At 62.8% G+C, this 22,719-nt stretch carries 26 protein-coding genes; 12 read left to right on the forward strand and 14 right to left on the reverse strand.

Annotated elements, in window-relative coordinates; genetic code table 11:
• Positions 1-88: 88 nt before the first annotated feature.
• Both MCUHO_RS00235 and polX (MCUHO_RS00240) read right to left on the reverse strand, forming a co-directional pair.
• Complete coding sequence (locus tag MCUHO_RS00235) at positions 89-679, reverse strand: undecaprenyl diphosphate synthase family protein (protein ID WP_067072132.1); 591 nt, start codon at positions 677-679, stop codon at positions 89-91.
• Positions 676-2,436, reverse strand: a complete 1,761-nt coding sequence (gene polX / locus MCUHO_RS00240; RefSeq protein WP_235808098.1) for a DNA polymerase/3'-5' exonuclease PolX — start codon at positions 2,434-2,436, stop codon at positions 676-678. Before polX (MCUHO_RS00240) ends, MCUHO_RS00235 begins: the two co-directional genes overlap by 4 nt.
• A 77-nt stretch (positions 2,437-2,513) precedes the next feature.
• Here polX (MCUHO_RS00240) and MCUHO_RS00245 point away from each other — a divergent pair, with 77 nt between their 5' ends.
• The 7 genes from MCUHO_RS00245 (at position 2,514) to MCUHO_RS00275 (ending at position 8,833) form a co-directional block, all read left to right on the forward strand.
• Positions 2,514-3,143, forward strand: coding sequence for a metal-dependent transcriptional regulator (locus MCUHO_RS00245; protein WP_067072135.1), 630 nt, complete (start codon positions 2,514-2,516; stop codon positions 3,141-3,143).
• Positions 3,140-4,990: a ferrous iron transport protein B gene (feoB, locus tag MCUHO_RS00250; protein ID WP_067072137.1), complete on the forward strand. Its 1,851-nt coding sequence runs from the start codon at positions 3,140-3,142 to the stop codon at positions 4,988-4,990. Before MCUHO_RS00245 ends, feoB begins: the two co-directional genes overlap by 4 nt.
• Positions 4,991-5,003: 13 nt before the next feature.
• Positions 5,004-5,723, forward strand: a complete 720-nt coding sequence (locus MCUHO_RS00255) for an RAD55 family ATPase (protein ID WP_067072139.1) — start codon at positions 5,004-5,006, stop codon at positions 5,721-5,723.
• Positions 5,724-5,787: 64 nt separating this feature from the next.
• Positions 5,788-6,540: a diphthine synthase gene (gene dph5 / locus MCUHO_RS00260; RefSeq protein ID WP_067072141.1), complete on the forward strand. Its 753-nt coding sequence runs from the start codon at positions 5,788-5,790 to the stop codon at positions 6,538-6,540.
• Complete coding sequence (locus tag MCUHO_RS00265) at positions 6,537-7,106, forward strand: DUF357 domain-containing protein (RefSeq protein WP_067072143.1); 570 nt, start codon at positions 6,537-6,539, stop codon at positions 7,104-7,106. The genes dph5 and MCUHO_RS00265 overlap by 4 nt, the downstream gene beginning before the upstream one ends.
• A gap of 193 nt (positions 7,107-7,299) precedes the next feature.
• The gene (locus MCUHO_RS00270) at positions 7,300-8,340 is read left to right on the forward strand and encodes a lysylphosphatidylglycerol synthase transmembrane domain-containing protein (protein ID WP_067072145.1); all 1,041 of its coding nucleotides are present in this window, start codon (positions 7,300-7,302) and stop codon (positions 8,338-8,340) included.
• An 82-nt stretch (positions 8,341-8,422) separates the two neighbouring features.
• Positions 8,423-8,833 (forward strand): bifunctional nuclease family protein, encoded by a 411-nt coding sequence (locus tag MCUHO_RS00275; RefSeq protein ID WP_235808099.1) that lies wholly within the window; start codon positions 8,423-8,425, stop codon positions 8,831-8,833.
• Here the strand turns inward: MCUHO_RS00275 and hisE are convergent, their stop codons facing one another.
• The 4 genes from hisE to MCUHO_RS12940 form a co-directional block, all read right to left on the reverse strand.
• Positions 8,834-9,127, reverse strand: coding sequence for a phosphoribosyl-ATP diphosphatase (gene hisE, locus MCUHO_RS00280; RefSeq protein WP_067072149.1), 294 nt, complete (start codon positions 9,125-9,127; stop codon positions 8,834-8,836).
• Positions 9,120-9,560, reverse strand: a complete 441-nt coding sequence (locus tag MCUHO_RS00285; RefSeq protein ID WP_067072151.1) for a NusA-like transcription termination signal-binding factor — start codon at positions 9,558-9,560, stop codon at positions 9,120-9,122. Before MCUHO_RS00285 ends, hisE begins: the two co-directional genes overlap by 8 nt.
• Positions 9,561-10,408: 848 nt before the next feature.
• Positions 10,409-11,449 carry a sensor histidine kinase gene (locus tag MCUHO_RS00290; protein ID WP_235808100.1) on the reverse strand — a complete coding sequence of 347 codons (1,041 nt, stop codon included), beginning with the start codon at positions 11,447-11,449 and terminating at the stop codon, positions 10,409-10,411.
• Between the two features lie 3 nt (positions 11,450-11,452).
• Positions 11,453-11,842: a PAS domain-containing protein gene (locus MCUHO_RS12940; RefSeq protein ID WP_235808101.1), complete on the reverse strand. Its 390-nt coding sequence runs from the start codon at positions 11,840-11,842 to the stop codon at positions 11,453-11,455.
• Positions 11,843-12,266: 424 nt separating this feature from the next.
• Between MCUHO_RS12940 and MCUHO_RS00295 the strand changes: the two genes are divergently transcribed.
• Positions 12,267-12,968: a DUF432 domain-containing protein gene (locus MCUHO_RS00295; protein ID WP_048181139.1), complete on the forward strand. Its 702-nt coding sequence runs from the start codon at positions 12,267-12,269 to the stop codon at positions 12,966-12,968.
• Positions 12,968-13,828: a mechanosensitive ion channel family protein gene (locus MCUHO_RS00300; protein ID WP_067072152.1), complete on the forward strand. Its 861-nt coding sequence runs from the start codon at positions 12,968-12,970 to the stop codon at positions 13,826-13,828. The genes MCUHO_RS00295 and MCUHO_RS00300 overlap by 1 nt, the downstream gene beginning before the upstream one ends.
• A gap of 7 nt (positions 13,829-13,835) precedes the next feature.
• On the opposite strand, the gene MCUHO_RS00305 is transcribed toward MCUHO_RS00300, so the two are convergent.
• From MCUHO_RS00305 to MCUHO_RS00325, 5 genes are all read right to left on the reverse strand, one after another.
• On the reverse strand, positions 13,836-14,501 hold the full coding sequence (locus MCUHO_RS00305; RefSeq protein WP_067072154.1) for an MBL fold metallo-hydrolase: 666 nt from the start codon (positions 14,499-14,501) through the stop codon (positions 13,836-13,838).
• A gap of 114 nt (positions 14,502-14,615) precedes the next feature.
• Positions 14,616-15,353, reverse strand: coding sequence for an SIMPL domain-containing protein (locus MCUHO_RS00310; protein ID WP_067072156.1), 738 nt, complete (start codon positions 15,351-15,353; stop codon positions 14,616-14,618).
• A gap of 121 nt (positions 15,354-15,474) precedes the next feature.
• Positions 15,475-16,152 (reverse strand): potassium channel family protein, encoded by a 678-nt coding sequence (locus tag MCUHO_RS00315; protein ID WP_235808102.1) that lies wholly within the window; start codon positions 16,150-16,152, stop codon positions 15,475-15,477.
• Positions 16,149-17,444, reverse strand: coding sequence for a serine/threonine-protein kinase (locus MCUHO_RS00320; RefSeq protein ID WP_067072164.1), 1,296 nt, complete (start codon positions 17,442-17,444; stop codon positions 16,149-16,151). The genes MCUHO_RS00315 and MCUHO_RS00320 overlap by 4 nt, the downstream gene beginning before the upstream one ends.
• Complete coding sequence (locus MCUHO_RS00325; protein ID WP_067072166.1) at positions 17,434-18,234, reverse strand: FHA domain-containing protein; 801 nt, start codon at positions 18,232-18,234, stop codon at positions 17,434-17,436. The genes MCUHO_RS00320 and MCUHO_RS00325 overlap by 11 nt, the downstream gene beginning before the upstream one ends.
• 166 nt (positions 18,235-18,400) lie before the next feature.
• On the opposite strand from MCUHO_RS00325, the gene MCUHO_RS00330 reads away from it, so the two are divergent.
• Together MCUHO_RS00330 and MCUHO_RS00335 are read left to right on the forward strand one after the other, a co-directional pair.
• The gene (locus MCUHO_RS00330; protein WP_067072252.1) at positions 18,401-18,685 is read left to right on the forward strand and encodes a hypothetical protein; all 285 of its coding nucleotides are present in this window, start codon (positions 18,401-18,403) and stop codon (positions 18,683-18,685) included.
• Positions 18,686-18,778: 93 nt separating this feature from the next.
• Complete coding sequence (locus tag MCUHO_RS00335; RefSeq protein WP_067072171.1) at positions 18,779-19,045, forward strand: hypothetical protein; 267 nt, start codon at positions 18,779-18,781, stop codon at positions 19,043-19,045.
• 7 nt (positions 19,046-19,052) lie between these two features.
• On the opposite strand, the gene MCUHO_RS00340 is transcribed toward MCUHO_RS00335, so the two are convergent.
• A complete protein-coding gene (locus tag MCUHO_RS00340) occupies positions 19,053-19,487 on the reverse strand; it encodes a hypothetical protein (RefSeq protein ID WP_067072173.1) in 435 nt (144 codons plus the stop codon).
• A 155-nt stretch (positions 19,488-19,642) separates the two neighbouring features.
• On the opposite strand from MCUHO_RS00340, the gene polX (MCUHO_RS00345) reads away from it, so the two are divergent.
• Complete coding sequence (polX, locus tag MCUHO_RS00345) at positions 19,643-21,376, forward strand: DNA polymerase/3'-5' exonuclease PolX (protein WP_067072253.1); 1,734 nt, start codon at positions 19,643-19,645, stop codon at positions 21,374-21,376.
• Between the two features lie 4 nt (positions 21,377-21,380).
• Here the strand turns inward: polX (MCUHO_RS00345) and MCUHO_RS00350 are convergent, their stop codons facing one another.
• Both MCUHO_RS00350 and MCUHO_RS00355 read right to left on the reverse strand, forming a co-directional pair.
• Positions 21,381-21,836, reverse strand: coding sequence for an FKBP-type peptidyl-prolyl cis-trans isomerase (locus MCUHO_RS00350; protein WP_067072175.1), 456 nt, complete (start codon positions 21,834-21,836; stop codon positions 21,381-21,383).
• Between the two features lie 147 nt (positions 21,837-21,983).
• Positions 21,984-22,625, reverse strand: coding sequence for an FkbM family methyltransferase (locus tag MCUHO_RS00355; RefSeq protein ID WP_067072177.1), 642 nt, complete (start codon positions 22,623-22,625; stop codon positions 21,984-21,986).
• Positions 22,626-22,719: the final 94 nt, after the last annotated feature.

Below are 22,719 nucleotides of genomic sequence, written 5' to 3' on the forward strand. Positions count from 1 at the left end.
GCACCCGACGGTGCTCGAACTCCTTTCCCGCACCTGGCGGTGCTCAAGCTCCGTTCCTACGGAACGTCGCACCCTCCGGGAACGTCGTTTACTTCCCGAACCGTCGGGCTCTCGACTGGAAGTCCCGGAGCGCCCGGAGGAAATCCACTTTTCTGAGCAGCGCCCAGTTGACGTCGAGGAAGAAGAGTTCGGAGTAGACCGACTGCCAGATGAGGAAGTCGGTCAGGTGGTCGCCGCCGGTCTTGATGACGAGATCCGGCTCGTAGTTGAAGGTGAGGTACGACTCCAGCACGTCTTCGTCGACCGATTCCGGATCTATCCCGTCCTCGGCCATCCTTCGCACGCACCCGGCGATCTCCTCCCTGCCGCTCTTCCCGATCGCCACCGTCACGTCCATGCCTTCGCCGGTGACCTCCTTCTCGTCGCGGTAGTGCAGGGTCAGGCGCGCGATCGAGGATACCTCCCGGATTCGCGGGAGGCACCGCTCCAGCCGGGCGGGGTCGGCGGTGCTGATGTGGAACGTGGCGCTCTTGATCCCGAGGTCGCGGCACCACCGGGTGGCAAGGGAGAGGTTGTCCGGGGCGTCGAGCATATCCTGCTCGGTGATCATGAAGCAGACGTGCTCGGGAAGCGTCCTGAGGTCGCGGAGGAGGTACTTCTCGTAGAACCGGTAGATCATGACGTCCACTCCAGCAGCGCGGATAGAGAGAGGGTGTTTAAGATGTCGTCCGGGGTGCACCAGCCCCGGCGTGCCATGAGAATCCCGTAGCGCATGTTTGCAAATTCCCCGTTCCTGTGAGCATCCGTTCCTGCAGCCAGTTTCACTCCTTCCTTCTTGGCATGCCAGATATAAATATCCTCAAGATCGAGCCTGTGGGGCGATGCGTTGATCTCGAGGGCCGTCCCCGTCGTCGCCGCATGCGCTATAACGCGTTCGAGGTCGACGGCATACGCCGGTCTCTGGCCGAGCAGGCGGCCGGTGGGGTGACCGATGATATCGACGTGCTTGTTCTCCATCGCGGTGAGGATGCGCCGGGTCAGGACGTCCCGGTCCTGGGAGAACCCCGAATGAACCGAGGCGATCACCAGGTCGAGGTCGGCGAGAACCCTGTTCTCGTACCCGAGCGTGCCGTCGCTCCTGATATCCACCTCGCTCCCGGAGAGGAGCCTGCAGTCGTGCCGCCGGTTGATCCGCTCGATCTCCGCCTGCTGTTTTGCAAGGGCTTCAGCCCGCACCTTCGAAGAGTGGTCGGTGATCACGATGTACTCGTAGCCCCTTCTCTCCCCCGCCTCCGCCACGTCTTCGAGCGACTGGCGGCCGTCGCTCCATGTGGTGTGGGCGTGGAGGTCGCCCCGCACGTCGGAGAGATCGACGAGGTCGGGGAGGGCGTGCCGGAGGGCAAGTTCGATCTCGCCCCGATCCTCCCGGAGTTCCGGCGGAACCGTCTCCATCCCGAGGAACGAGAAGACCTCCTCCTCGGTTGCGAACTCCTGCAGTTGCCCGCTTGCTCTCTCGACAAGGCCGTCGGGCGTGATCCGGTAACCCTGTTCGGCCGCCACCTGCCCGAGCCTCTCCAGGAACCCGGCCGAGCCGGTGGCGGAGAGAAGCGCCGTGCCGCACCGGCCGGGTTCGGCGAACCGGACGTCCACCCCGGCACCGCCGAGCGAGACCGAGACCGCATCGTTCTCGCGGGTCACCGCACCTCCGGTGGAGAGAGTCTCTGCGACTGCGTTCCGGTCACCGGCAACGACGATCGCGAGCCTCCCTACAGTGCTCGACCCCCGCCGGTAACTCCCCGCAATCGTGTACCGGCCGTCGGGGAGGATCGCCGCCACCCCCGCGAGCACCGCGTCGGCCTGCGGGCGGGTCATCCGGTTCGACCTCTTCCGGAACTGTTCGATGCCGCGCTTGATCGTCTCCTCCTTCTTTGCTCCGAACCCGGAGAGCACCCTGAGCCGGTGCCCCTTCACCGCCTGCTCCAGGTCGTCCAATGTTCGGATCCCGAGTTTCTTGTAGAGGACGTGCAGCGTCTTCGGCCCCACCCCGGAAACGCCGAGCAGTTCGACGACCGATCCGGGTATGGCCGACTGGAGATCTATCAGTTCCCCGAACGTACCGGTGGCGGCGATCTCGCGGATCTGCCGGGCAATCCTCTCTCCTATCCCCGGGATACGGGTGAGTTCCTCCTCGTCGAGCCCGGCGACCGGGAAGGAGAGATGATCGATCTGGCGCGCCGCCCGTTCGTAGGCAGCGATCCGGTACTGATCCTCCCCCGCGATCCCGAGCAGGCGGGCCATGAACGCAAGTTGTTCGGTGACATCCCTGTTCGTGACCTGCCTCTCCGGGGTTCCCATGATCACCGGTTCGTCCCCGAAACCATATAGGCGTTGATGCCCGCCGGGGGCATCATCGGGGTACCCGCCACGACACGGCATGGCACCCCCGTATCGTGCCCCGATCCCCATGGCACTACCCAAATCCATAAACTTGTAGAAGTGAAAGAAATTGTAACATGCTTCCTTCCACGTTTGAGGATTATCTCGAAGCAATCCTCACGATCATGGAAAACGGGGGACGGGCGGCGACGCTGGAAGAGATAGCAGCAGCCCTCGATACCGGGAAGGAGACCGCCGGGACGACCGTCGCCGCTCTGGTCGAGGAAGGATACCTGGAGCGGGCGAACGACGATGCCGTCAGGCTTACCGGGAAGGGTTCGTCGGTAGCGGCGAGCGTGGCGCGGAAGCACCGCGTTCTCCAGTGTTTTTTGACGGAGATGCTCGGCGTCGATGAGGACGCGGCAAGCAGGGAGGCCTGCACGCTCGAGCACGGGATCTCCGACGAGACCATCGAGCGGCTCTCCTCCTACATGGACGGCGCCCACTCCCCGCCGGGGCGTATGGGACACTGCCGGGGGCGGGACTGCACGCTGCTCGACTGCAAGGAAGGCGATACTGTCCGGGTGGCGATGATGCGCGGCCCGCGGCGGCACCGGAGGCTGCTCGACCTCGGCATCTTCCCCGGCGAGATCGTGCTGATCCGGCGCAAGCTCCCGAACGAGTCCGTCGTCGTCAGGGTGAAAGGCTGTGATATCGCCATCAGCCCCGAGATCGCGAGATCGATCATCGTGGAGTCGTGTCCATGAAGTTCGCGCTGATCGGCAACCCCAGTGTCGGCAAATCCCTCATCTTCAACCAGCTCACCGGCCTCGGGGTCGAGGTGAGCAACTACCCCGGAACCACCGTCGAGCTGCAGCGGGGCAACACCTGTTTCCAGCGCGAGATCATCGAACTCGTTGACCTGCCCGGGGTCTACTCGCTGGAAGGGAACTCGGACGAAGAAGGTCTGGTTCGCCGGTTCCTTGAGCAGCAGGACGTCGATGCGGTCATCGTGGTGGCGAACGTCACCCGTCTCGAGCGCAACCTCTACCTTCTCCTCCAGGTGGCGGAGTACGGCCTCCCGATGGTCGTCGTGCTGAACATGGCCGACGAAGCCGCAAAACGGGGGCTTGAGATCGATCCCGGCCCGATTCACGACCTTCTCGGCGTCGAGGTGATCCTGACGGCAGCGTCGCAGGGGAAGAACATCGACCGGATCATTCCGGCGGCTCTCGCCGCTTCGAGCCCGTCGCTGGTCGAGATCCCGTACGACCACCACATCGAGGCAGCCGTTCGGAGCCTTGGGAAGATGTTTGAGGCCGACCGCAAGGAGAGCGTCCGTGGGCTCCTCGGGTTCGGCGACAACCCGGAACTGCTCGAAGCGGCGCGGACGATCTCCGATGAGATCGAGTCCCGGCACCGGATGACGGTCGCCCAGATCATCGCGGCCAACCGGCACAACTTCGCCCACAAGATCGCCGACCTCACCCTGAAAGAGGAGGCCGAACTCCCCCAGACCGATCCGGACAGCATCCTGACGCGGCTCATCCCCGGGATGCCGATCCTTCTTTCCATCCTCATCGGGATGCTCCTCTTTGTCTTTATAGCGGGATCGTTCCTCGAAGGAATAATCGTGGAGTTCTTCGAGATCTACGCGATGCAGCCGTTCATCGAGCTCGGGCTGCCGCCGCTCGCCGAAGAACTGGGGGTATCCATCCTGCTCGCGCTCCAGGCGGGTCTCGGGATAGCGTTCCCGTACGTCTTCCTCTTCTACATCATCATCTCCGTCCTCGAGGACTCCGGGTACATGACCCGGGCGGCATTCCTCGCCGACAACGCGATGCACCGGGTCGGGATGCACGGCGGGGCGGTCATCCCCCTCACCCTGGCGTTCGGGTGCAACGTCCCGGCCATCATGAGCATCCGGCTCCTCCGCTCCCGGCGCGAGCGGATCATCGCCTCGTTCCTGGTCACGATGGTTCCCTGCTCCGCCCGGACGGTCATCATCGCCGGGATCGTGGCCAGTTTCGTCGGCATCGCGGCGGCGTTCAGTGTATACGCCATCATCGTCGTGCTGATCCTCGCGACCGGGCTCGTCCTCTCCCGCGTGACGCCCGGCGAGCGGTTCGGGATGATCATGGAGATGGTTCCGCTCCGCTGGCCGGACCCGAAACTGGTGATGAAGAAGTCCTGGTCGCGTCTCTCGGAGTTCCTCTTCATCGCGATGCCCCTGCTCCTCGTGGGAAGCGTCGTCCTCGGGCTCCTGGAATTCTTCGGCGTCATGACAATCTTTGAGGGGCTCATCGAGCCGTACACCATGGCCCTCCTCGGCCTTCCCGGCTACTCGGCAACGGCGCTCATCTTCGGGATCCTCCGAAAAGAGATGGCGTTCGAGACCCTTGCCATCCTCGCGGGCACCGCCGACCTCGGGGCGGTGCTCTCGTCGCTGCAGCTCTACATATTCGCGGTCGTGACCGTCCTCTTCGTCCCCTGCCTCGCGACGATAACCGTTCTCCTGCGCGAGGTCGGCTCCAGGATCACGCTCGGGATCACGGTCTACACGGTCGCCCTCGGGCTCCTGATCGGAGGTCTTATCCACTATCTCCTGGCATAACTGGTATTACAAGATGTACACCTACGAAACCGGCATTCCGATGATCGACAGGGAGTACGGGGGCCTGCGGGCCGCATCAAATGTTCTCCTTCTGGCGCCTCCTCTCTCCTACGCGGAGCTCCTGGCATATCGGATAGCCTCTCCCCGGTCGGGGGAATGGGCTGTCGGCATCTCGACCGACGAGCGTGCTTCCGACGCCGTCGATGCGTTCCGCAGGTTTGGGGCCGGCAGGGGGCGGGTCGGGATCATCGACGCGGTCACGAAGAGTTCGGTGCCCACCCTGCGGGACACGGCGAGGGCTAAGTTTGTCACGAGCCCTCTCGACCTGACCAGCATGGGGATCAAGTTCTCCCGGATGGTGGAGGATATGTGGAAGGAAGGAGTGATGGCCGATCCTCCGGGCCCGATGCCTCCGCCGATCCGGCTCTGCCTCCACTCGGTCTCGACGCTTCTTATGTACGCACAGCTGGAGGTGACGTACCGGTTTCTCCATGTGATCACCAACAGGGTGAAGAAACTGGAGGGGATCGGGATCTACATCCTCAACAGCGAGTCGTTCGACGAGCGAACCGTCGCCACGATCAAACAGTTGATGAGTACGGTCATCGAGGTGCGGGCTGAAGACGGGGGAGGGACGGTGCCGCGGGAGTTCCGCATCCTCGGCGTCCATGGCAGGACGACCCCCTGGATCCGTTACTTCTACGATGATGGAACGCTGACATTTGATGAATGATGACGGAACCCGTGCAGTTGTATCCCGGCTGCGTTCTGCCCCCCGTCCCGGGAGTGAGGTACCGATGCTGACGTTCGTGGGTCTCGGGCTCTACGACCTCGAGGATATATCGGTCAAAGGCCTTCTCTACGTTAGAGACGCCGATGCTGTCTTTTTAGAGGCGTATACCTCGCGGTTGATGGGAACGGACGTCGCTGCGATGGAAGCGTTCTTTGGGAAGAAGATCCGGGTCCTCGGCCGGGAGGACGTCGAGCAGCACCCCCGCGAGATCCTTGATTGTGCCGCTGCCGGCCGGGTGGCGTTCCTGACCGGAGGAGACCCCATGGTCTCGACGACGCATGCCGACCTCCGGTTGCGGGCGGCCGCCGCCGGGATCGAGACCTCCATCATCCACGCCTCCTCCATATCGAGCGCGGTCTCGGGCCTCTCGGGCCTGCAGAACTACCGGTTCGGAAAGTCCTGTTCGGTGCCGTTCCCCGCGAAGGGCTGGTTCCCGACGGCTCCAATCGAGACGGTCGCGGCGAATCTCGCGCTCAACCTTCATACGCTCGTCTACCTCGATATCCAGAACGATCGCTACATGCGCGTCCCGGAGGCGATCGCCGTTCTCGAGGAGATGGCGGAGAAGCGCGGCATCGAACCGCCCGCGCTCTACGTGGGGATCGCCCGGGCGGGGTCGGAGCGGCCGGTGGTTGCCGCCGGAACCGGCGCGAAGCTCAAGGAGACGGACTTCGGCCCTCCGCTCCATATCCTCGCCGTGCCGGCGGAGCTCCACCCGATGGAGCGCGAGTACCTGGAGACGTTCGCCGGCCTATGATCCTCGATGACTACGGCGCTCTCTACGGAGAGGCCCTTTCCCTGGCCGGGATTGCCGTCCCGGAGGAGACCCTCCTCTACCGGGCGGCCGGGGAGGTGCTCGAGATGGCTATCGCCTATCACGGCGACGGGTTTGCCTTTCTCCACTCGGGCGACCGGGTGAACGCCCTCGCCGCGTTTGCCTACGGGCTCGGCTGGCTCGACGCAGGTTCATACCTCGGGCTGCTCGAGCCTTCCAGTACCCACCCCCCACAGACGGTGGACGCGTGCATACCGGAATCGCAGGATTACCATCTCGAGGAGAAGACGCACCGCTACCGGCGGATGCTCGATGCGGCCCTCGCGGCGGTTGAAGCGGCGGCGGACGAGGCGAGCCCGCTTCATGCAGGAGCCGGGGAGTTCTATTCGGCGGCACGCACCTGGTATGCGGAAGGTGCGGAATACCTCGATGCGGGGGACCGTGTCGCCGCCCTCGCCCGGTTCAGTTACGGCTATGCCTGGCTCGATGCCGGCATCCGCGCGGGGCTGTTTCGGATAACCGGGGACCGGGGCCTCTTCACCGTCTAGGATCCGGGTTTCCCGCGGATCCCCGGTTCTATCGATTTTTCGATAAAACCATCGTTAAATAGTAGCCGCACGATATTTTATTAATAAAAATTCGGGTGTTTCGCCCCCGTGTTGCCCGCGTCCGCAAACGGCTGCAGCAACAGGGGTGAGGTGGACTGTCTGCGTGCCGTCCCCGTGCCCGGGAGCGTAGAGGATGAAGAGGTCTCAGTGGAAGTGGCTGCTCGTCTCGCTCAGTTTTAGCGCTCTTGTCATGGCGGGCGTTCTGTACTTCACCGTCGACGAGTCGACGATCGGACACCTCAGCCGGATAAACCCGGTCTACCTGATCCTTGCCGTCCTCCTTCACATCGTCTCGCTCGTCTTCTGGGCGCTCCGCATCAAGTTGATGTCGGCGTCGCTCGGCTACCGGGTACACCTCACGCACTGCCTGAACCTGGTGCTGGCGAACATGCTCGTTGCGGCGGTGACCCCCTCCCAGGCGGGCGGGGAACCGGTCAGGGTTCACGAACTCTACAGGGCAGGCGTTCCGGTCGGAGACGCCACCGCCGTCGTCATCATGGAGCGGATCCTGGATGGGATCGTTCTCGGGGCACTCGGGGCCTTCGCCATGCTCTTCCTCGGCAGTTACTGGAGCAGCCTCGCCTCGGGGTTCAGCGGGTTGAGCGCCATGATGTACGCCGCCTGGATCTTCGTCACCTTCTTCGTGCTGGTCTTCGTCTACTCCGTCAAGAACCCGGACTACCTCAAGAGAGCGCTCAAAGGGATCTCGCGGTGGGTCGACCGCCGCTGGCACTTAAAGCGGCTCGAGAACCTGCTGGAGACGATCGACCGCGAGGTGGACAACTTCAACCGGGGGCTCGTCAAGTTCGTGAACCACGGCAAGAGCGGCCTCGTGTGGGGGATGCTCTTCACCCTGCTCTTCTGGATCTCGGAGTTCGTCATCGCGTCGCTGCTTCTCATAGGTCTCGGGCAGCCCGCGTATCTCATCGAGTCGTTCGTCGTCCAGCTCGTCATCGCCATCATCATGATGATCCCGCTCACCCCCGGCGGCTCGGGCGTTGCGGAGATCGGCGCCACGTCGCTCTACAGCCTCTTCGTCCCGTCGGCGATCGTGGGCGTCTTCGTCCTCCTCTGGCGGTTGATCTTCTACTACCTGAACATCCTCCTCGGTCTCCTTTCGAGTCTCGTCATTGTCCGGCGCGAGTTTCTCGCCCGCGCCAAAAAACAGCGGTGATTGATCCCAAGGTTTAAACACCAGAAGGCTGATGTCAGGTGATCACATGACGGCTCAAAGTTGCAGGGTGCAGGGTGTGTTCATGTCGGTGAGCGAGATGGGAGCAGCGCCGACCGTTGTCCTGGATGCCGGGAGCGACAGCACGATACCCATCTACGTCGGACTCTGGGAAGCAATCTCGATCAGCAACGCGCTCAACAGCGAGATGCTCCCCCGCCCCATCACCCACGATCTCATCGTCGAGATGTTTCGGAACTTTGAGATCGCTCTCGATTCCCTGCACATCGATTCCCTGGAGGAGGGGGTCTTCTACGCGAAACTCCATCTCCGGCAGGGATCGCGAACGGAGATCATGGACTGCCGGCCGAGCGACGGGATAGCCATCGCTCTGCGCTACCGGGCGCCGATCATGATCGAGGATACGGTCGTGGAGACGGCGGCGGTAAAGAAGGATGATCTCCCGAGGATGGTCGACCTGAAGGAGTACCTCTGATTACTTCCGGCGAGATGCGAGTTCGTCGAGCACGTCACCGACATCGGTGCCGGATGCCCTGAGCGCCACCAGCAGGTGGAAGAGGAGATCGGCCGCTTCGGAGACCGTCCTTTCCGGAACCTGGTTCTTGGCGGCAAGGATGAACTCGACCGCCTCTTCGCCGACCTTTTCGAGGGACTTGTCGACTCCTTTCCGGTGAGTCAGGACGGAACTGACATAACTCTCGGCGGACGGGTGCTCTGCCCGGTCCTGGATGACCTGCCAGACTTCTTCGAGGATGGTCCAATCACGCATGGGCATCAACTCCTGTCAGCACCTCGCCGAGTTCGGTATCGAAGTACCGGGCAAGGAGGAGCCGTGCCTTCTCGATGGTGCATCCGCCTTTCCCTATGGCGATGCCGAGGTCGCTTGAGCTGATGTATACTGCGAGTTTCTCGTCGTCTCCTTTCGCGACGCCGACGACGTCGGCAGGCTTGAAGACGTTCTTCGCGAATTGCTCGATCTGGGGGGAATATTCGACCATCTCGATGCGTTTTCCGAGAACCCTCTGCATCTTGCGGATATTGCTCCCCTTCCGGCCGATGGCGAGACCCATGTCTCCTTCTTTTATGAGGTATACTATGCGGTCGAAGCGCTCGTCGATGATGCAGTCCAGCGCGGTCGCCCGGGTAAGAATTCTCAACTCTTCGATATATCTTCGTTCTTTAAAGCATATTGTTCGTATCATTGAAGCAGTCCCCGATGGGAATGATGCGGTATGATATAGTCGCTCACGGGATATATATCTGAGTACCCCGGGCGTCGGGGGGAAGGAGTGCGAAGCGCAGGTGGGGTGAGGGCTACAAAGAAGAGCCTTACGCAATGGAGACAGGGGAGGGGGTGAACCCCCTCGCACCTATCGGTGCTCAAGCTCGCTTCGCTCGCACTTCCCACCTGACGGTGGTCAAGCTCCGGTTCTACAAACCGTCGCACTCCCCACCTGACGGTGGTCAAGCTCCGGTTCTACAAACCGTCGCACTCCCCACCTGACGGTGGTCAAGCTCCGGTTCTACAAACCGTCGCACTCCCCACCTGACGGTGGTCAAGCTCCGGTTCTACAAACCGTCGCACTCCCCACCTGACGGTGGTCAAGCTCCGGTTCTACAAACCGTCGCACTCCCCACCTGACGGTGGTCAAGCTCCGGTTCTACAAACCGTCGCACTCCCCACCTGACGGTGGTCAAGCTCCGGTTCTACAAACCGTCGCACTCCCCGTCGGCCCCGCCCCCAATGGCGATATCCCCACAGTCCACTGCTTGGGAAGATGCTGGAGACGGATGGAGTCCCGGGAGAAAAACCGTGCACGGCTTCCCACCGGCTATCGTCATGCACTGCCCCCGCCCCTCGTGGGCGGGTGAGGAGGCCGAAGGCCGGGCGGGGTGGGGGTTACAAGTGCCCGTGTACAAGGTGGAGACAGGGGTGGGGGCTACAGGGAGAAAGCGATAGGTTCTGCCGACAGGGAAAGCGAGCCGGATCCATCCTCCGAACCCCGTATCCTCCGGACGGCGGCCCGCACCCGGGGCGCGAAAAATCCCACTAGCACTTCTGCAGGATGATCTTGATCGTCGCTCCTTCCTCCGGTTTTCCGGGAACCCGATCGGCCGCCCAGACGCGTCCGCCGTACCGGTTCACGAGGGTCTTGACGATATGAAGCCCGAGACCCCTGCCCCCGGAGGGGGTTTTGCTGCCCTCCCGGCTGAAGCGGTCGAAGATGTTCGGCTTTAAGTGATCCGGTATGCCGATGCCGGTGTCGGCGACGGAGAGCACCACGGTGTCGCCGGTCTCCATGACGGATATCTCGATCCTGACCTTCATGCCGCCGAACTTGATGCTGTTGCTGATCAGGTTGGAGATGGTGTGCTCAAGAAGGGGATTTGCCCAGACCATGCAGGTTCCGCCTTCATACCTGATATCGATGCCCGCGTACCGCTGCATCTGGTCGCGGACGGCGGCGGAGAGGTCGACCGGTTCCAGGCGGATGCTGTGCTTGTTGAGCGTGGTCAGCAGTTCGACGTTCTTGATGACGTTGATCCCCTGCTCGATCGTGATCTTGACCCTCTGGGCGAGTTCCGCCTCTTCGTCGGAGAGCCGGTCGCGGAGCATCTCGATGATCGTTGCCGCAACCATGCTGGTGTTGTAGATGTCGGTGCCGAGCAGGTCGAGGTAGAGGCTGGAGAGCCGGCTGGCCTGTTCGCAGGCGATCTCCCGGGTGATCTCCCGGCCTACCCCGGTCGCGGCCACGATCCTCCCGGAAGCGTTATGCAGGGGGTGGATGGCGATCTGGAACGACCGCTCCTCACCGCGCCACGCGAATGTCCGGGTTTCCGATACGGCCTCCGCCGTCTCGATGACCCGGAACGCCGCTCCGGTCAGAAAGTCAGCCTCCTCCGGCGGAAACAGCACATGGGGTGTTCTGCCCACGACCCCTTCCGGGTTTACGCCCTGGTTCCAGCCGCCGGTCCAGAAGAACTGGGTGAAGATGCCGTCCCTGTTGAGCGTGAAGATCATGTCGGGCAGGGTGCTTGCCAGGATCTGCACCTGCTCCTCCGGCACTCCGCGGGACTCTTCGGCCACCATCTCCTATGGAGCGTCGCGGATGGTCTCGACCGCACCGATCTGTCGGCCGCCGGTATCGTAGAGGGGGGCGGCCATGCAGACGACCGCTCTCCCGGATCTCGTGGGGATGCGCGACTCGGCGAGCAACTCTTCGCCTTCGTGGTGCAGCAGGTGGTAATGGCCGCTCCCGGCTTCACTGTGAGTCAGGATACAGTTTGCCAGTGTGGGGCACGCCTCCCCGAACAGCGCTTTTCCATGGACGTACTCACCTTTTCCAACGATCTCTTCCGCCGGAACGCCGGTGTACCGCTCCATGCTGTTGTTCCAGATGATCACCCGCCCCTCGCAGTCGAGGACGAGCGCCGGCTGCTGGAGGTGGTTGAAGATACTCATGGGTATCTGGCTGCGATTCATGGACTCCCTGACTCTTTGCTGCTCTGTCTTCAAACGCATCACCCGGGAACTGTTCTCGTCCCGCAATGCCGCGAGAAGGGCCTCTCGCCTGGATCTCCGGGCGAGTCCTCCGTGCCGGCCGATACGGTGCCCCATGCATATTATCGTTTGGGGCGAACGCACAGGAGAAATGTCTGGAGCAGCCGGTTAAAAGAGTGTTCATTTATCTTCTGCAAAATATACTTTCGAATGGATTTATTATATATATCTTCCCAGTTCGTTCCCATTTAGACCGGGCTGATTTCCCACAACTACTCCCTATTGCGTGAGTGACTCCACAAATGCCCGTATTGATCCGTCTTTTGCGATCCGGTGCCGGGACGCGACTCCGGCGGATCGCGTCTATAACGTAGATTAATATTTGAGTATTTGCAGATCATAGTTGATGTTCGGACGTTACAGAGGCACTTTTCGCCGTGAATACAACGATATTCTGGTGGAAGCCGAGAGCGCCGGAGGTCTCCTGACCTACCGGCGCAGGTGCGAAGGGAAGACGTTCGAGCGGATCCTGGTCTCGAATACGGGGGAGGTGGTCATCAACCCGGTCGAGCCGGTCAACCTCCCCAAGGAGATCACGAATTTCCTGCAGGTGGAGTTCTCCCCGATGATGATCGAGCCCGGCGCTTCCCGGACGGTCTACCTGAAGTTCCCCGTCGAGATCGGCGTCTTCGTGGAGTCTGCGCGGGATATCGAGGTGCTGGATGTTTTTGCTCTCGGCACCCAGAAATATGCGCTCTACGGCTCGCCGACGAATGGGGTCATCGCCCGGTACTACGAGAGCGTGGTCTACCCGGAGATCCCTTCCGTCGATCCCTTCCGCGAGGGGGTGATGGAACTCTCCATCCACAATACCTGCCGCGAGTGGGTGGAGGTGTCCCGGGTTGTCTTTGAGAGTACCGATATGAAGATCTACTACGGTGACTTCGTGGCGGCCACCGCCACGATGAAACTTCTCACCAAGACTATGGCGGAGACGGACTTCATCGACGCCCCGCTCCGGCCCGGGATGGTGAAGTCCGTCGAGCTCTACACGGCCCGCAAGATCCCGGCTATCGACCGCGGATACCTGATGGAGTGGGGTCTCTGATGGCGTTCAACGTGACAGAGATCTTCGAGATCCCGATCGGCGTCGGGGATATCACCGTCGAGCGCCTCCTGTACTTCGCCGTTATCCTCACGGTCGGCGTTATAATCGCGAAGGTTGTCGCGACGAACGTCCGGCGGGCTCTCTCGGAACGGTTGCCCGTGAACGAGCGCGAACTGCTCGCGAAACTGGTCTACTACGTCATCATCGTCTGGGCGTTCGTCGTCGCTCTCCCGCAGCTCGAATTCGACCTCTCCGGTCTCCTGGTGGCCGGGGGCATCGCCGGGCTGGTCATCGGTTTTGCGAGCCAGAGCGTTGTTTCCAACCTGATCTCCGGGCTCTTTTTGATGTTCGAGCACCCGATCCGGATCGGCGACAACATCAACGTCGCCGACGTGAGCGGGAGTGTCGAGGACATCCGTGTCCTCTCGACCGTCATCAAGACCTATGACGGGATCTACATCCGGATCCCAAACGAGAAGGTCTTCACCTCGAACATCACGAACTACGTCCATAACGCGGCCCGGAGGTTCGAATACCGGATCGGCATCCGGTACCAGGACGACGCCAATGCAGCGATCCGGATCGCACGAGAGGTCATCGAGACCCACCCCTTCGCGCTCAAGAGCCCGGCGCCGTCGGTCTTCGTCGATAATCTGGGGGACAACAGCGTCAACCTGACCGCCTACATCTGGGCGCCGGCCCGGAACTGGTGGGACGTCCGGACGGATCTCCTCTGGAAGATCAAACAGGCGCTTGAAGAGAACGGCATCGAGATACCCCTCCCGCAGCGTACCGTCCGGTTTGTGGACGGGTCTGAGGGGAAGAACCGGGGTGGGGAGATGAACGGAGAGGACGAGTAACCCTACTTTACCCCACCCGGTGCGTCTTCCCGACGCCGCCGGGCAAGAACGACTCCGGGTAGCGCTCCGCGAGTTCCTCGATCCGGTTGGTGCAGTGCGACACCGAGAGGTACGCCACCCCTGCGAGCGCGTCGATCTCCTCGCCGGAGACGGTGTGGACCCCGCCGATGATGCCCCGAACCGGCCCGAGATCCGAGACCCGCTCGATGATCCGGCCGATGTGGGGATGTGCGCACCCGGTGACGACCAGGTAACCACCCGGCGTCGATAGTACGAGCGACTGCTCCCGGATATCCGTTCCGAGCGGCCCGGTCACGGCGATGCCGTTCGCGATCTCCGTCCGCTCCGTCACGATCCGCGGCTCGGTATACTTCCGGATCAGCGAGAGCGTCGTTTCCGAGAATGCGTCGTGGACATAGACCTCAATTGCCGGGTTTGCAGCAAGAACCGCTTCGATGCCGCCGGTATGGTCCCAGTGGTCGTGGGAGAGGACGAGGCGCCGGATGCCCGCAGGACCGATGCCGAGCGCCCGCATATTGGATAGGAGCACGTCTCCTTTAGCCCCGGTGTCGAAGAGCAGCCCCGCTTCCTCTATCAGGCAGGAGAATCCCCAGTCCGCCGTGAGCCCCTCACGGCAGGGGATGTTGTTGTAGACTTCGGTCACTGTGAACATAGAAAAGACTCCGCCTTTTTGGTCTCTCCTCAGAGGCGATTATGCTTTCCGATGGGGCAGTCCGGGGTTCGGAGCCCCCGGATCTCACAGACGAAAAAGAGGTGGTAGAGGTGATCAGGAGATGATGTAGGAGATGGAGACGGTGGCGGTCACGTCGATCTCGCCGACCTCGAGCGGGGTTGCGACGGCTGAACCCGCCGCCTTCTCCATCATATTGTAGCGACCGTCGTAGGCCATGGGCACGTAGCTGCCGCCGACGTTGACCTCTTTGACGTCGACGATGGTCTTGCCGATGGCCGCGGCGACGGCGTCGGCGTCACCCCGTGCCTGTGCGACCGCGGCGGTCAGGGCCTGCGACCGGAACTCCTGCTGCTTTGCGTCGCTCAGGGTGAACGCGAACCGGTTGACCTTGTTTGCACCGTTCGCGACCGCGAGGTCGACGATCTCGCCTGCGCGGTTCACGTCGTTCATCGTGACCTCGAGGCTGTTGACGACCCGGTAGTACTTGACCTTCGACGTTGTCAGGCCCCGGCTGTCGGTCTCGGTCACCGGGATGATGTTGTAGCCGGCGGTCCTGATGTCTTTCTCCGGGATGCCCGCCCTCTTCAGTGCGTTGACCACAGCGTCCATCCTCTCGGCGTTCTGCTGCTGTGCTGTCTTGACGTCGGTGTTCTCGGTCTCGACCGCGAAGACGACGACGGCCTCATCAGGCGTGGTCGTCACTTTGCCCGTGCCGGAGACATGGATCAGTTTGTCCCTGGATTCCTCCGGCAACTGTGCGGTGACGTTGCCGATCACCGCGGCACAGAGAACCATCAGGGCGATCCCCAGAAGTGCTGCTTTTCCTCGCATAGATATCAATCATCTCTTGATTCGGTCAAAATAAATATCTTGCTTTAGCTACGAGATTTTTCGTAGTTTAAATCGGACGGATCGGGAAACCCGACATTTCTCTCTGGAATTCCTGTGCGGTTCACCCGTCACCGGCATCGGTTCGCCATCCGGCCGCCGCCACCAGGCGGGCGATCAGAACGGCGATGTAGAGCGTCCCGCTCACGGTCTCGAGCACGGCGAGCGATCTGGCCTGGTCGGTGATCGGCGTGATGTCGCCGTAACCAAGCGTCGCAAGGGTGACGAAACTGTAGTAGATGAACGCAGGAAAGGTGAGAACCTCTCCCGGCCCGGCCGAGAACGATCCCGGGGTGATGCCCTCGACGAGATCGTAGGCCGTCGCCCAGGTGAGACCCATGAGGAGGTAGACGGAGACCGCGCCGTAGATGGTGTCGGTGGTGATCCGCTGTGTCCCGAGCACCCTCGAGAGGCCGACAAGCGCGGTGAAGGCGTAGAAGAGGAGCGTGAAGACGCTCTCGGCGCTGCCGAGTGCCGGGTTCCCGGTGATGACCTGGAGCCAGCCGAGGCCGAAGGCGGGGACAGCGAGGAGGACGGCAATCACGACCTGCCGTCGCCGATTGCTCACGGCGTAGACACCGGTGATCAGGACGAAGGACGAGAGCACCTTCAGGGCGACCGGGCCGCTCGGCCCTGCGCTCACGTAGGGGTAGACGGCGAGCAGGAGGACGAGCGACGCGAGGAGGTAGTGGAACTGCATCTTTCTCGCGCGTGCGAGGTACCGGGAAAGAAGGTTCTTCACGGCTTCTCCGCTCCTGCATCGCCCGTCAATGCCTCGATCGCCTCGAGGAGTTCGGCGGCGGATTGGTAGCGGTCGCCGGGATCTTTGGCGAGGCACCGGAGGATGATCGGGTCGAGTCGTGCAAGTTTCGGGTCGATCTCCGAGGGAGGGACGGGCTGCTCGCGGATGATTGCTTCGGCCAGCCCGGCGAGGCTCTCGCGGGCGTTGGGCGGCTTCCCCGTCACCAGTTCGTAGAAGACGGCGCCGAGCTGGTAGATGTCCGTCCGTGCGTCGGCCCTGCCGAACCGTTCCGGGGCGATCTGCTCCGGGGCCGCGTAGGCGAGGGTGAACCCTGCGATGGCGGTGTCCCGGCTCGCCGCCAGTGTCGTGCTCATCCCCCAGTCGGTGATCTTCGGCGTCAGGTCGCCGGAAAGAAGGATGTTGCTTGGCTTGATGTCCCGATGAATCACACCCTTTTCGTGGGCGTAGGCGATCCCTGCGGTGATGCCTGCAGCGATGCGGACGGCGGTCTCCGGCGGGAGGGGTTTTTCCAGGCCCTCCAGCGTCCGTGGGAGGTATTCCATCTCGACAAATGGGACCGGGAGGATGTTGACCGAGTAGACCGCCACGATGTTTTCGTGGACGAGGTCTTCCCAGAACCGCATCTCCTTCATGAAGGTCCTCCCCGTCGCCTCGTCGTAGGCGGCCGGGATCTTCACCGCTACGGTTCGACGGTCATCGCGCCGGACCGCCGAGAAGACCTGCCCGAGCCCTCCTCTCCCGACAAAGGCGACCCGGTCGTAGCGCTCCGCAAGTTCGGGTGGGAACCCTGCCGGGCGGGAGAGCACTGTCCGGTATGCATCGGCAAGGATGGTCGCGGCGGCCCCTGTCTCCTCTCCGGCCGGCCGCTTCAGGTACCAGGCGCCAACGACCCCTCCACCGAGCAGTACGAGAGCCAGAGCGACCCCGAGCCAGGGGGACGGGCTATTGTCGGCCGGATTATCCTGTTCGGGGGCAGCCCCCCCGGTCGGGGTTGCCGTCGCCACTGTCGGGGTTCCGCCGGGGGTGACGGTCGGGTCAGCCGGGGGCTGAGGTGTGGGCGTCTCTTCTGGTGCACCTCCGCCCTTGTTCGGGCCGGAACCGGCGTTCTTATCGTTGTTAGGGCTATTTCCGGCGGATTCGATGCCCTGGGGGGAGGCGCTTGAGTGTTCGGGCGGCCCTCCGGCGCCCGAGACGGCAGGAGCGAAGGCTGCGAGAAGCAGCGCGGCGACGAAGAGCAGGACGGCCGCTCGCCCGGCCCGGTCAGGCGGCATCCGGCACCGGCACCCCCCCGGGAATGACGAAGACGAGGGTTGCCCCCGGCGCGCCTTTCGCGAGTTCAATGAGGTCCCCGTCGTGAAGTTCCCGCTGCTTGCCCGGTTCAAGCGGCGTGCCGTTCACGAAGGTGCCGCCCGTGCTGCCGCAGTCCTCGATCAGCCAGGTGCCGTCCACCCGGCGGCGGGTGAGCCGGGCGTGCGGCTTCGAGACGCGGGTGACCGCCGCGTATGCCTCGCCGAGGACGATCGCCTCTCCGGCCCGTTCGGGCGTTCCCGGGTCAGCCCGGCCTACGGGGATGCTCTCCCCGGCGAGCGCAAAGACCCTGCCGTCCTCCGCGCCCCCGAGGAGGATGACGGCCGGGGGCTGCCCGGAGAACTCTCCCGAGAACGTCTCCCGGACACCGGCGAGTCTTTTCGCGAGCACGGAGTCCGTGAGGGTCAGTCTCAGGTTCGCAAACAGTCCGAGGCTCCTTGTGATCGCTTCGAGCCCCCCGGGCACGATCGAGTATTTCCAGACCGGATGAACCCCCTTTGCGGTCGGGCGCGAGAGGCCGGCCTCTTTGCGGACGACCCCGATACTCATCAGTTTGTCGAGATGCTTCTTTGTGTTCTCGTAACTCGTCTCGATCGCGGCCGAGATCTGCCGGACGTCCTTCGGGCTTCGTTCGATGGCTTTCAGAATCTTCAAACGCGTGCTGCTGCTCAGCACGTCCAGGTATTCGGAGAGCTCCTGCAGGTCGTCGTTGTCTACATCGAGGATAAGCGTTCTTGAGTCGTCGTCGGTCATAGGCTCTCGTGCGGGACTCCGTTGCTGTATGTTTTAACGAGGTCTCTGATGAAGGTTGTGCACCACGACGGGCGGCGAACCGTGCCGGCACGCTCCGGTTGACGCCGCCCGGTGCACGGTCGTACCCCGGATCATATTTTATACGAAGGGTGCGATCGGGGGCGGCATGCTTGGAGATATCGAGACCCTGCAACGGCAGGCCATGATGGTGGAGATCGAGGAGATCATCCAGGCGACGCCCGACTACACCGATGTCAGGGAGGCGCTCCGTTCGTTGAACTTCATACCGGAGCAGGACGATGCCGACGTTGCGATATGGGTGCAGCCCGAACTCGGGATCTTCGTCCTCCTGCAGATGAACCTCGGGGGCGGGTATGCGGGCTACCGGGTGGTCGCCTCCGACGACCTGGAAGGCCGCGATGAGAGTCCTGTCGGTTTCAACGCCCGGTAGGGGGTCTCTCCCTTCGAGACCCGCCGGCAGGCTCACTCTTCGATCGCCTCCACCGGGTCAGATTTATCCGGGCGTATGCAGTATGGTTGGCGCATGCCGGAACAGGTTCCTATCGACCGGGATGCACAGGAGGCCATGGAGGCCAGGATCAGGGAGATGTTCGCCGCGAACCCCACCTACGACGAGGTCCGGGAGATCCTCGGATCGCTCGGGTTCCAGGCAAAGGAGGACAGGCCCGCCCTTGCTCTCTGGGAGAGCGGCGAGCACGAACTCTTCGTGCTGGTTCATATCGACCCGAAGACCGGGACGTTGCGCGACCACGCGGTGAGCACTTTCGAGGAGATGGAGGGGTTCGAGTAGTCCCGGTTCACATCCGGTTCGTAAATAGCCCGATATACCCTGCGATGAGCGCGATGATGAAGACGAGCAGGTAGACCGGGAGCGTAAGCACCTTCTCGAAGACGAAGAAGAATTCAAGATCGGTGATCCCGGCGAAGAACAGAAAGAACCTGGCGATGAAGATGACCAGGAGCACGGCACCGAATGCGCCGAAGATCGGGCCGGGGAGGTTCAGGGGGAGTGGAAGCGCCCCGAAGAGGTCGCCGACGAGGAAGATGACCGATATCAGGATGAGCAGCCCGAGGTTGGCGTTGAGGAACTCGACGACCTGGAGGAAGATCGGTATCCGGACGTAGGCGCCAGCGAGGATGTTCAAGATGCCGAGCACGATCAGGAAGACGACGATCCCGACAACTCTCGAGACGAGGACTTCGGCAATCGACTCCTTTTTGCGCTCGCCCATGCGATCCTTCCTCGTGATTGAAAGACCTTCCGAACATATGGAGTTACCGCCCGGGGCTTCTTCGGCCGCCCGGAGATCACAACCTTCAAGTAGGCCCCGGTGATGAATGAATCAGGAATTGCAGTTCCTCTGCCTTCCGGTTCCGGGTGAACGTCATGGAGAACCACTCAAGGGTGACGAACGTCGAGGTCGCGGCGATCCTCTACGAGGTCGCCGATCTCCTGGAGATCAAGGGCGTCCGGTTCAAGCCGCAGGCATACCGGCGGGCGGCGCTGGCGATCGAGACGCTGCCGGAGAGTATCGGCGATCTCGAGCGGAGAGGCGATCTCGACGAGATTCCCGGGGTGGGGAGAGCCATCGCCGCGAAGATCCGCGAGATCCTCGAGACCGGCAGCCTTGGATACCTCTCCTCTCTCCGGGCAGAACTCCCGGAAGGCGTGCAGCACCTTACCCGGCTCGAGGGGATCGGGCCGAAGAAGGCGATCGCCCTCTCCCGGGAACTCGGCGTCAGGACGGTCGACGACCTGGAGGCGAAGGCGTTGGCCGGTCGGATCCGCGATCTGCCCGGTTTCGGGGAGAAGACCGAAGCGAATATCCTCGCGAGCATCCAGTTGAGTCGGACGGCAGAGGAGCGCCGTCTTCTCGGAAAGATCCTTCCCGTCGCCAGGGATATCGAGCGGCGGCTTGCCTCGCTCCCGTCTGTCCGTCAGGTGAGCCTCGCCGGGTCGATCCGCCGGAGGAAAGAGACGATCGGGGACGTCGACATCCTCGCCACCTCAGCGCGTCCCGAGGAGGTGATGGAGGTCTTCGCCACCCTCCCCGGGGTCGAGCGCGTCCTCGTCCGGGGGACGACGAAGACCTCGGTGGTGCTCTCGACCGGCATCCAGGTCGATCTGCGGGTGGTGGAGGACGAACATTTCGGAGCCGCCCTCCAGTACTTCACGGGCTCGAAAGAGCACAACATCGTCATGCGCAAACTCGCGATCGCGAGGAACTGGCGGTTGAACGAGTACGGGCTCGTCGACCTTGCGACCGGCGGGGCGGTCGCGGGAGAGGACGAGGCCGGGATCTACCGCGCCCTCGGTCTCGCCTGGATCGAGCCGGAACTCCGGGAGAACCGGGGCGAGTTTGAGGCTGCCCGAACCGGAACCCTCCCCGATCTCGTCGGTTACGACGTGATCAGGGGCGACCTCCATGTCCACACCACCTGGAGCGAGGGCGCTCATTCCATCGAGGAGATGGCACAGGCAGCCCGGACGCTCGGCTACGAGTACATTGCCATCTGCGACCATGCAGAGAGCCTCCGTATCGCCCGCGGCCTCTCCCCCGGGCGTCTTGCCGACCAGATGCGGGAGATCGAGCGGATCAACCGGGAGAGCGATGACGAATTCACCCTTCTTACCGGCACCGAGTGCAACATCGGCATGGACGGCACGATCGACCTCCCGAACAGCGTCCTCGCCGACCTCGACGTGGTGGTGGCAAGCGTTCACTCGGGGTTCAAGCAGTCCGAGAGCGAGATGACCGAACGGGTGCTCGCGGCGATGCAGAACGATCACGTCGATATCATCGGCCACCCGACAGGAAGGATACTCCTCTCCCGTGAACCCTACCGGATCGATCTCGCCGCAATCTTCGAAGCCGCGGCAGCGCTCGGGGTGCTTATGGAGATCAACGCGTTCCCGGCCCGGCTGGACCTCTCCGACATCAATGCCCGTTCGGCCCGCGGGGCAGGCGTCCGGTTCTCGGTCGCCTCGGATGCCCATCGCCGTGAGAACCTCCGGTATATGGAACTCGGCGTCGCGACCGCCCGGCGGGGGTGGCTAACGGCCGGCGATATCGCCAACACCCGGCCGCTTTCAGAACTAAGAAAAATCCTGCGCTCTTAGGGAGTTACCCGGCTGCCTGCTCCTGCTTGGCGCTGACGATATCCACGAGTTCGATCTCGAATGTCAGGGGCTGGCCGGCAAGGGGATGGTTTGCGTCCAGCGTCACGGTCGACTCCGAGACGTCGCTCACAACGACGACGGCCGCCTGGCCGTCCGGCTGCTGAACCTGGAGTTGCTGGCCGGGTTCGGGGTTGATCTCCTCGGGGAACTGTCCCCTGTCCACCGTGATGGTCATCTCCTCGCGGTGTGGGCCGTATGCCTCTTCGGGCGGGACCCTCATCGTCTTCGTCTCTCCCGGCTCCATGCCGACCACGGCCCGCTCGAACCCGGGGATGATCTGGCCGCTGCCGATGGTGAACTCGATAGGCGTTCGTTCTTCTGACGTGTCAAAGACCGTTCCGTCTTCAAGTTTTCCGGTGTAGTGCACCTTTACGGTGTCGCCTTCTTTTGCCTGCGCCATACTACATCACCACCCGGGGCGTTGTTGCCGATCCCTATTTATGCATGCCGGTTGGTCGCGGTTAGCCGGATCTCGGGGAATTTACCGGCCATTTTATCCCGGCCGGGATTCCCTGAACTATCCCGGCTCGCGAAGGCCGGCGGATCTTCATCTACCGCCCTTTCGGATGGCGTGCAGAACCCCTATCACGCCCTTCACATCGTAGCCGGGCGTCCGCTCTATCTCAAAATCGTAGTGCTCCCCGATGTAGTCGAGGAGCCTCCTGTTCACCGGCCCCCCGATCGGGGGCATGTGGAGTTCCATCTCGATCCGGCGCACCCCATCAAGGTGTTGTGGCCTGATGAACCACTCCGCCCCCTCGCAGTCGCACTTTAAGAAGTCGCACCCCCCGGCCGCGGCGGCGAACTCCTCGAGGGTGCAGGTCGTCACGGCGAGGGTTCTCTCTCCCCAGGCGATCCGGACTCTCTCCCCCGTGCCGAGCGCCCCGTCCACCACATCGACACCTCCGCCGTTTCGTGCGACGTTCTCCCGGAGCGCCTCTGTGAGGATGGGTTCGACGGCCAGCACGTGCCTCGAACGACGGGCGGCCCGGATGCAGAAAGCGCCCACGTTGGCCCCGATGTCCAGGACGATCTCGTCGGGCCGGATGTCGTCGAAGCGGTACTCGCCGACGACGTAGACGGCGTCGGCTCCGTGCGGCATCCTCCTGAAGGTTACCCCGTCGGGGGTGGTGAACAGGGACGTGTTCCCGGGATCGATGCCGGGTTTCCCGGCGTGATTTCGATACATCGCACCGTATAGTGTTGGGAATCCTCCCTATATGGGCATTGCTTCTTCATTTCTTTCGGCGCGTCGCCTTCTCCGTCTCTTGCGCTCTCCGGAT

This window comes from Methanoculleus horonobensis, from assembly GCF_001602375.1.
Lineage (GTDB): Archaea > Halobacteriota > Methanomicrobia > Methanomicrobiales > Methanoculleaceae > Methanoculleus > Methanoculleus horonobensis.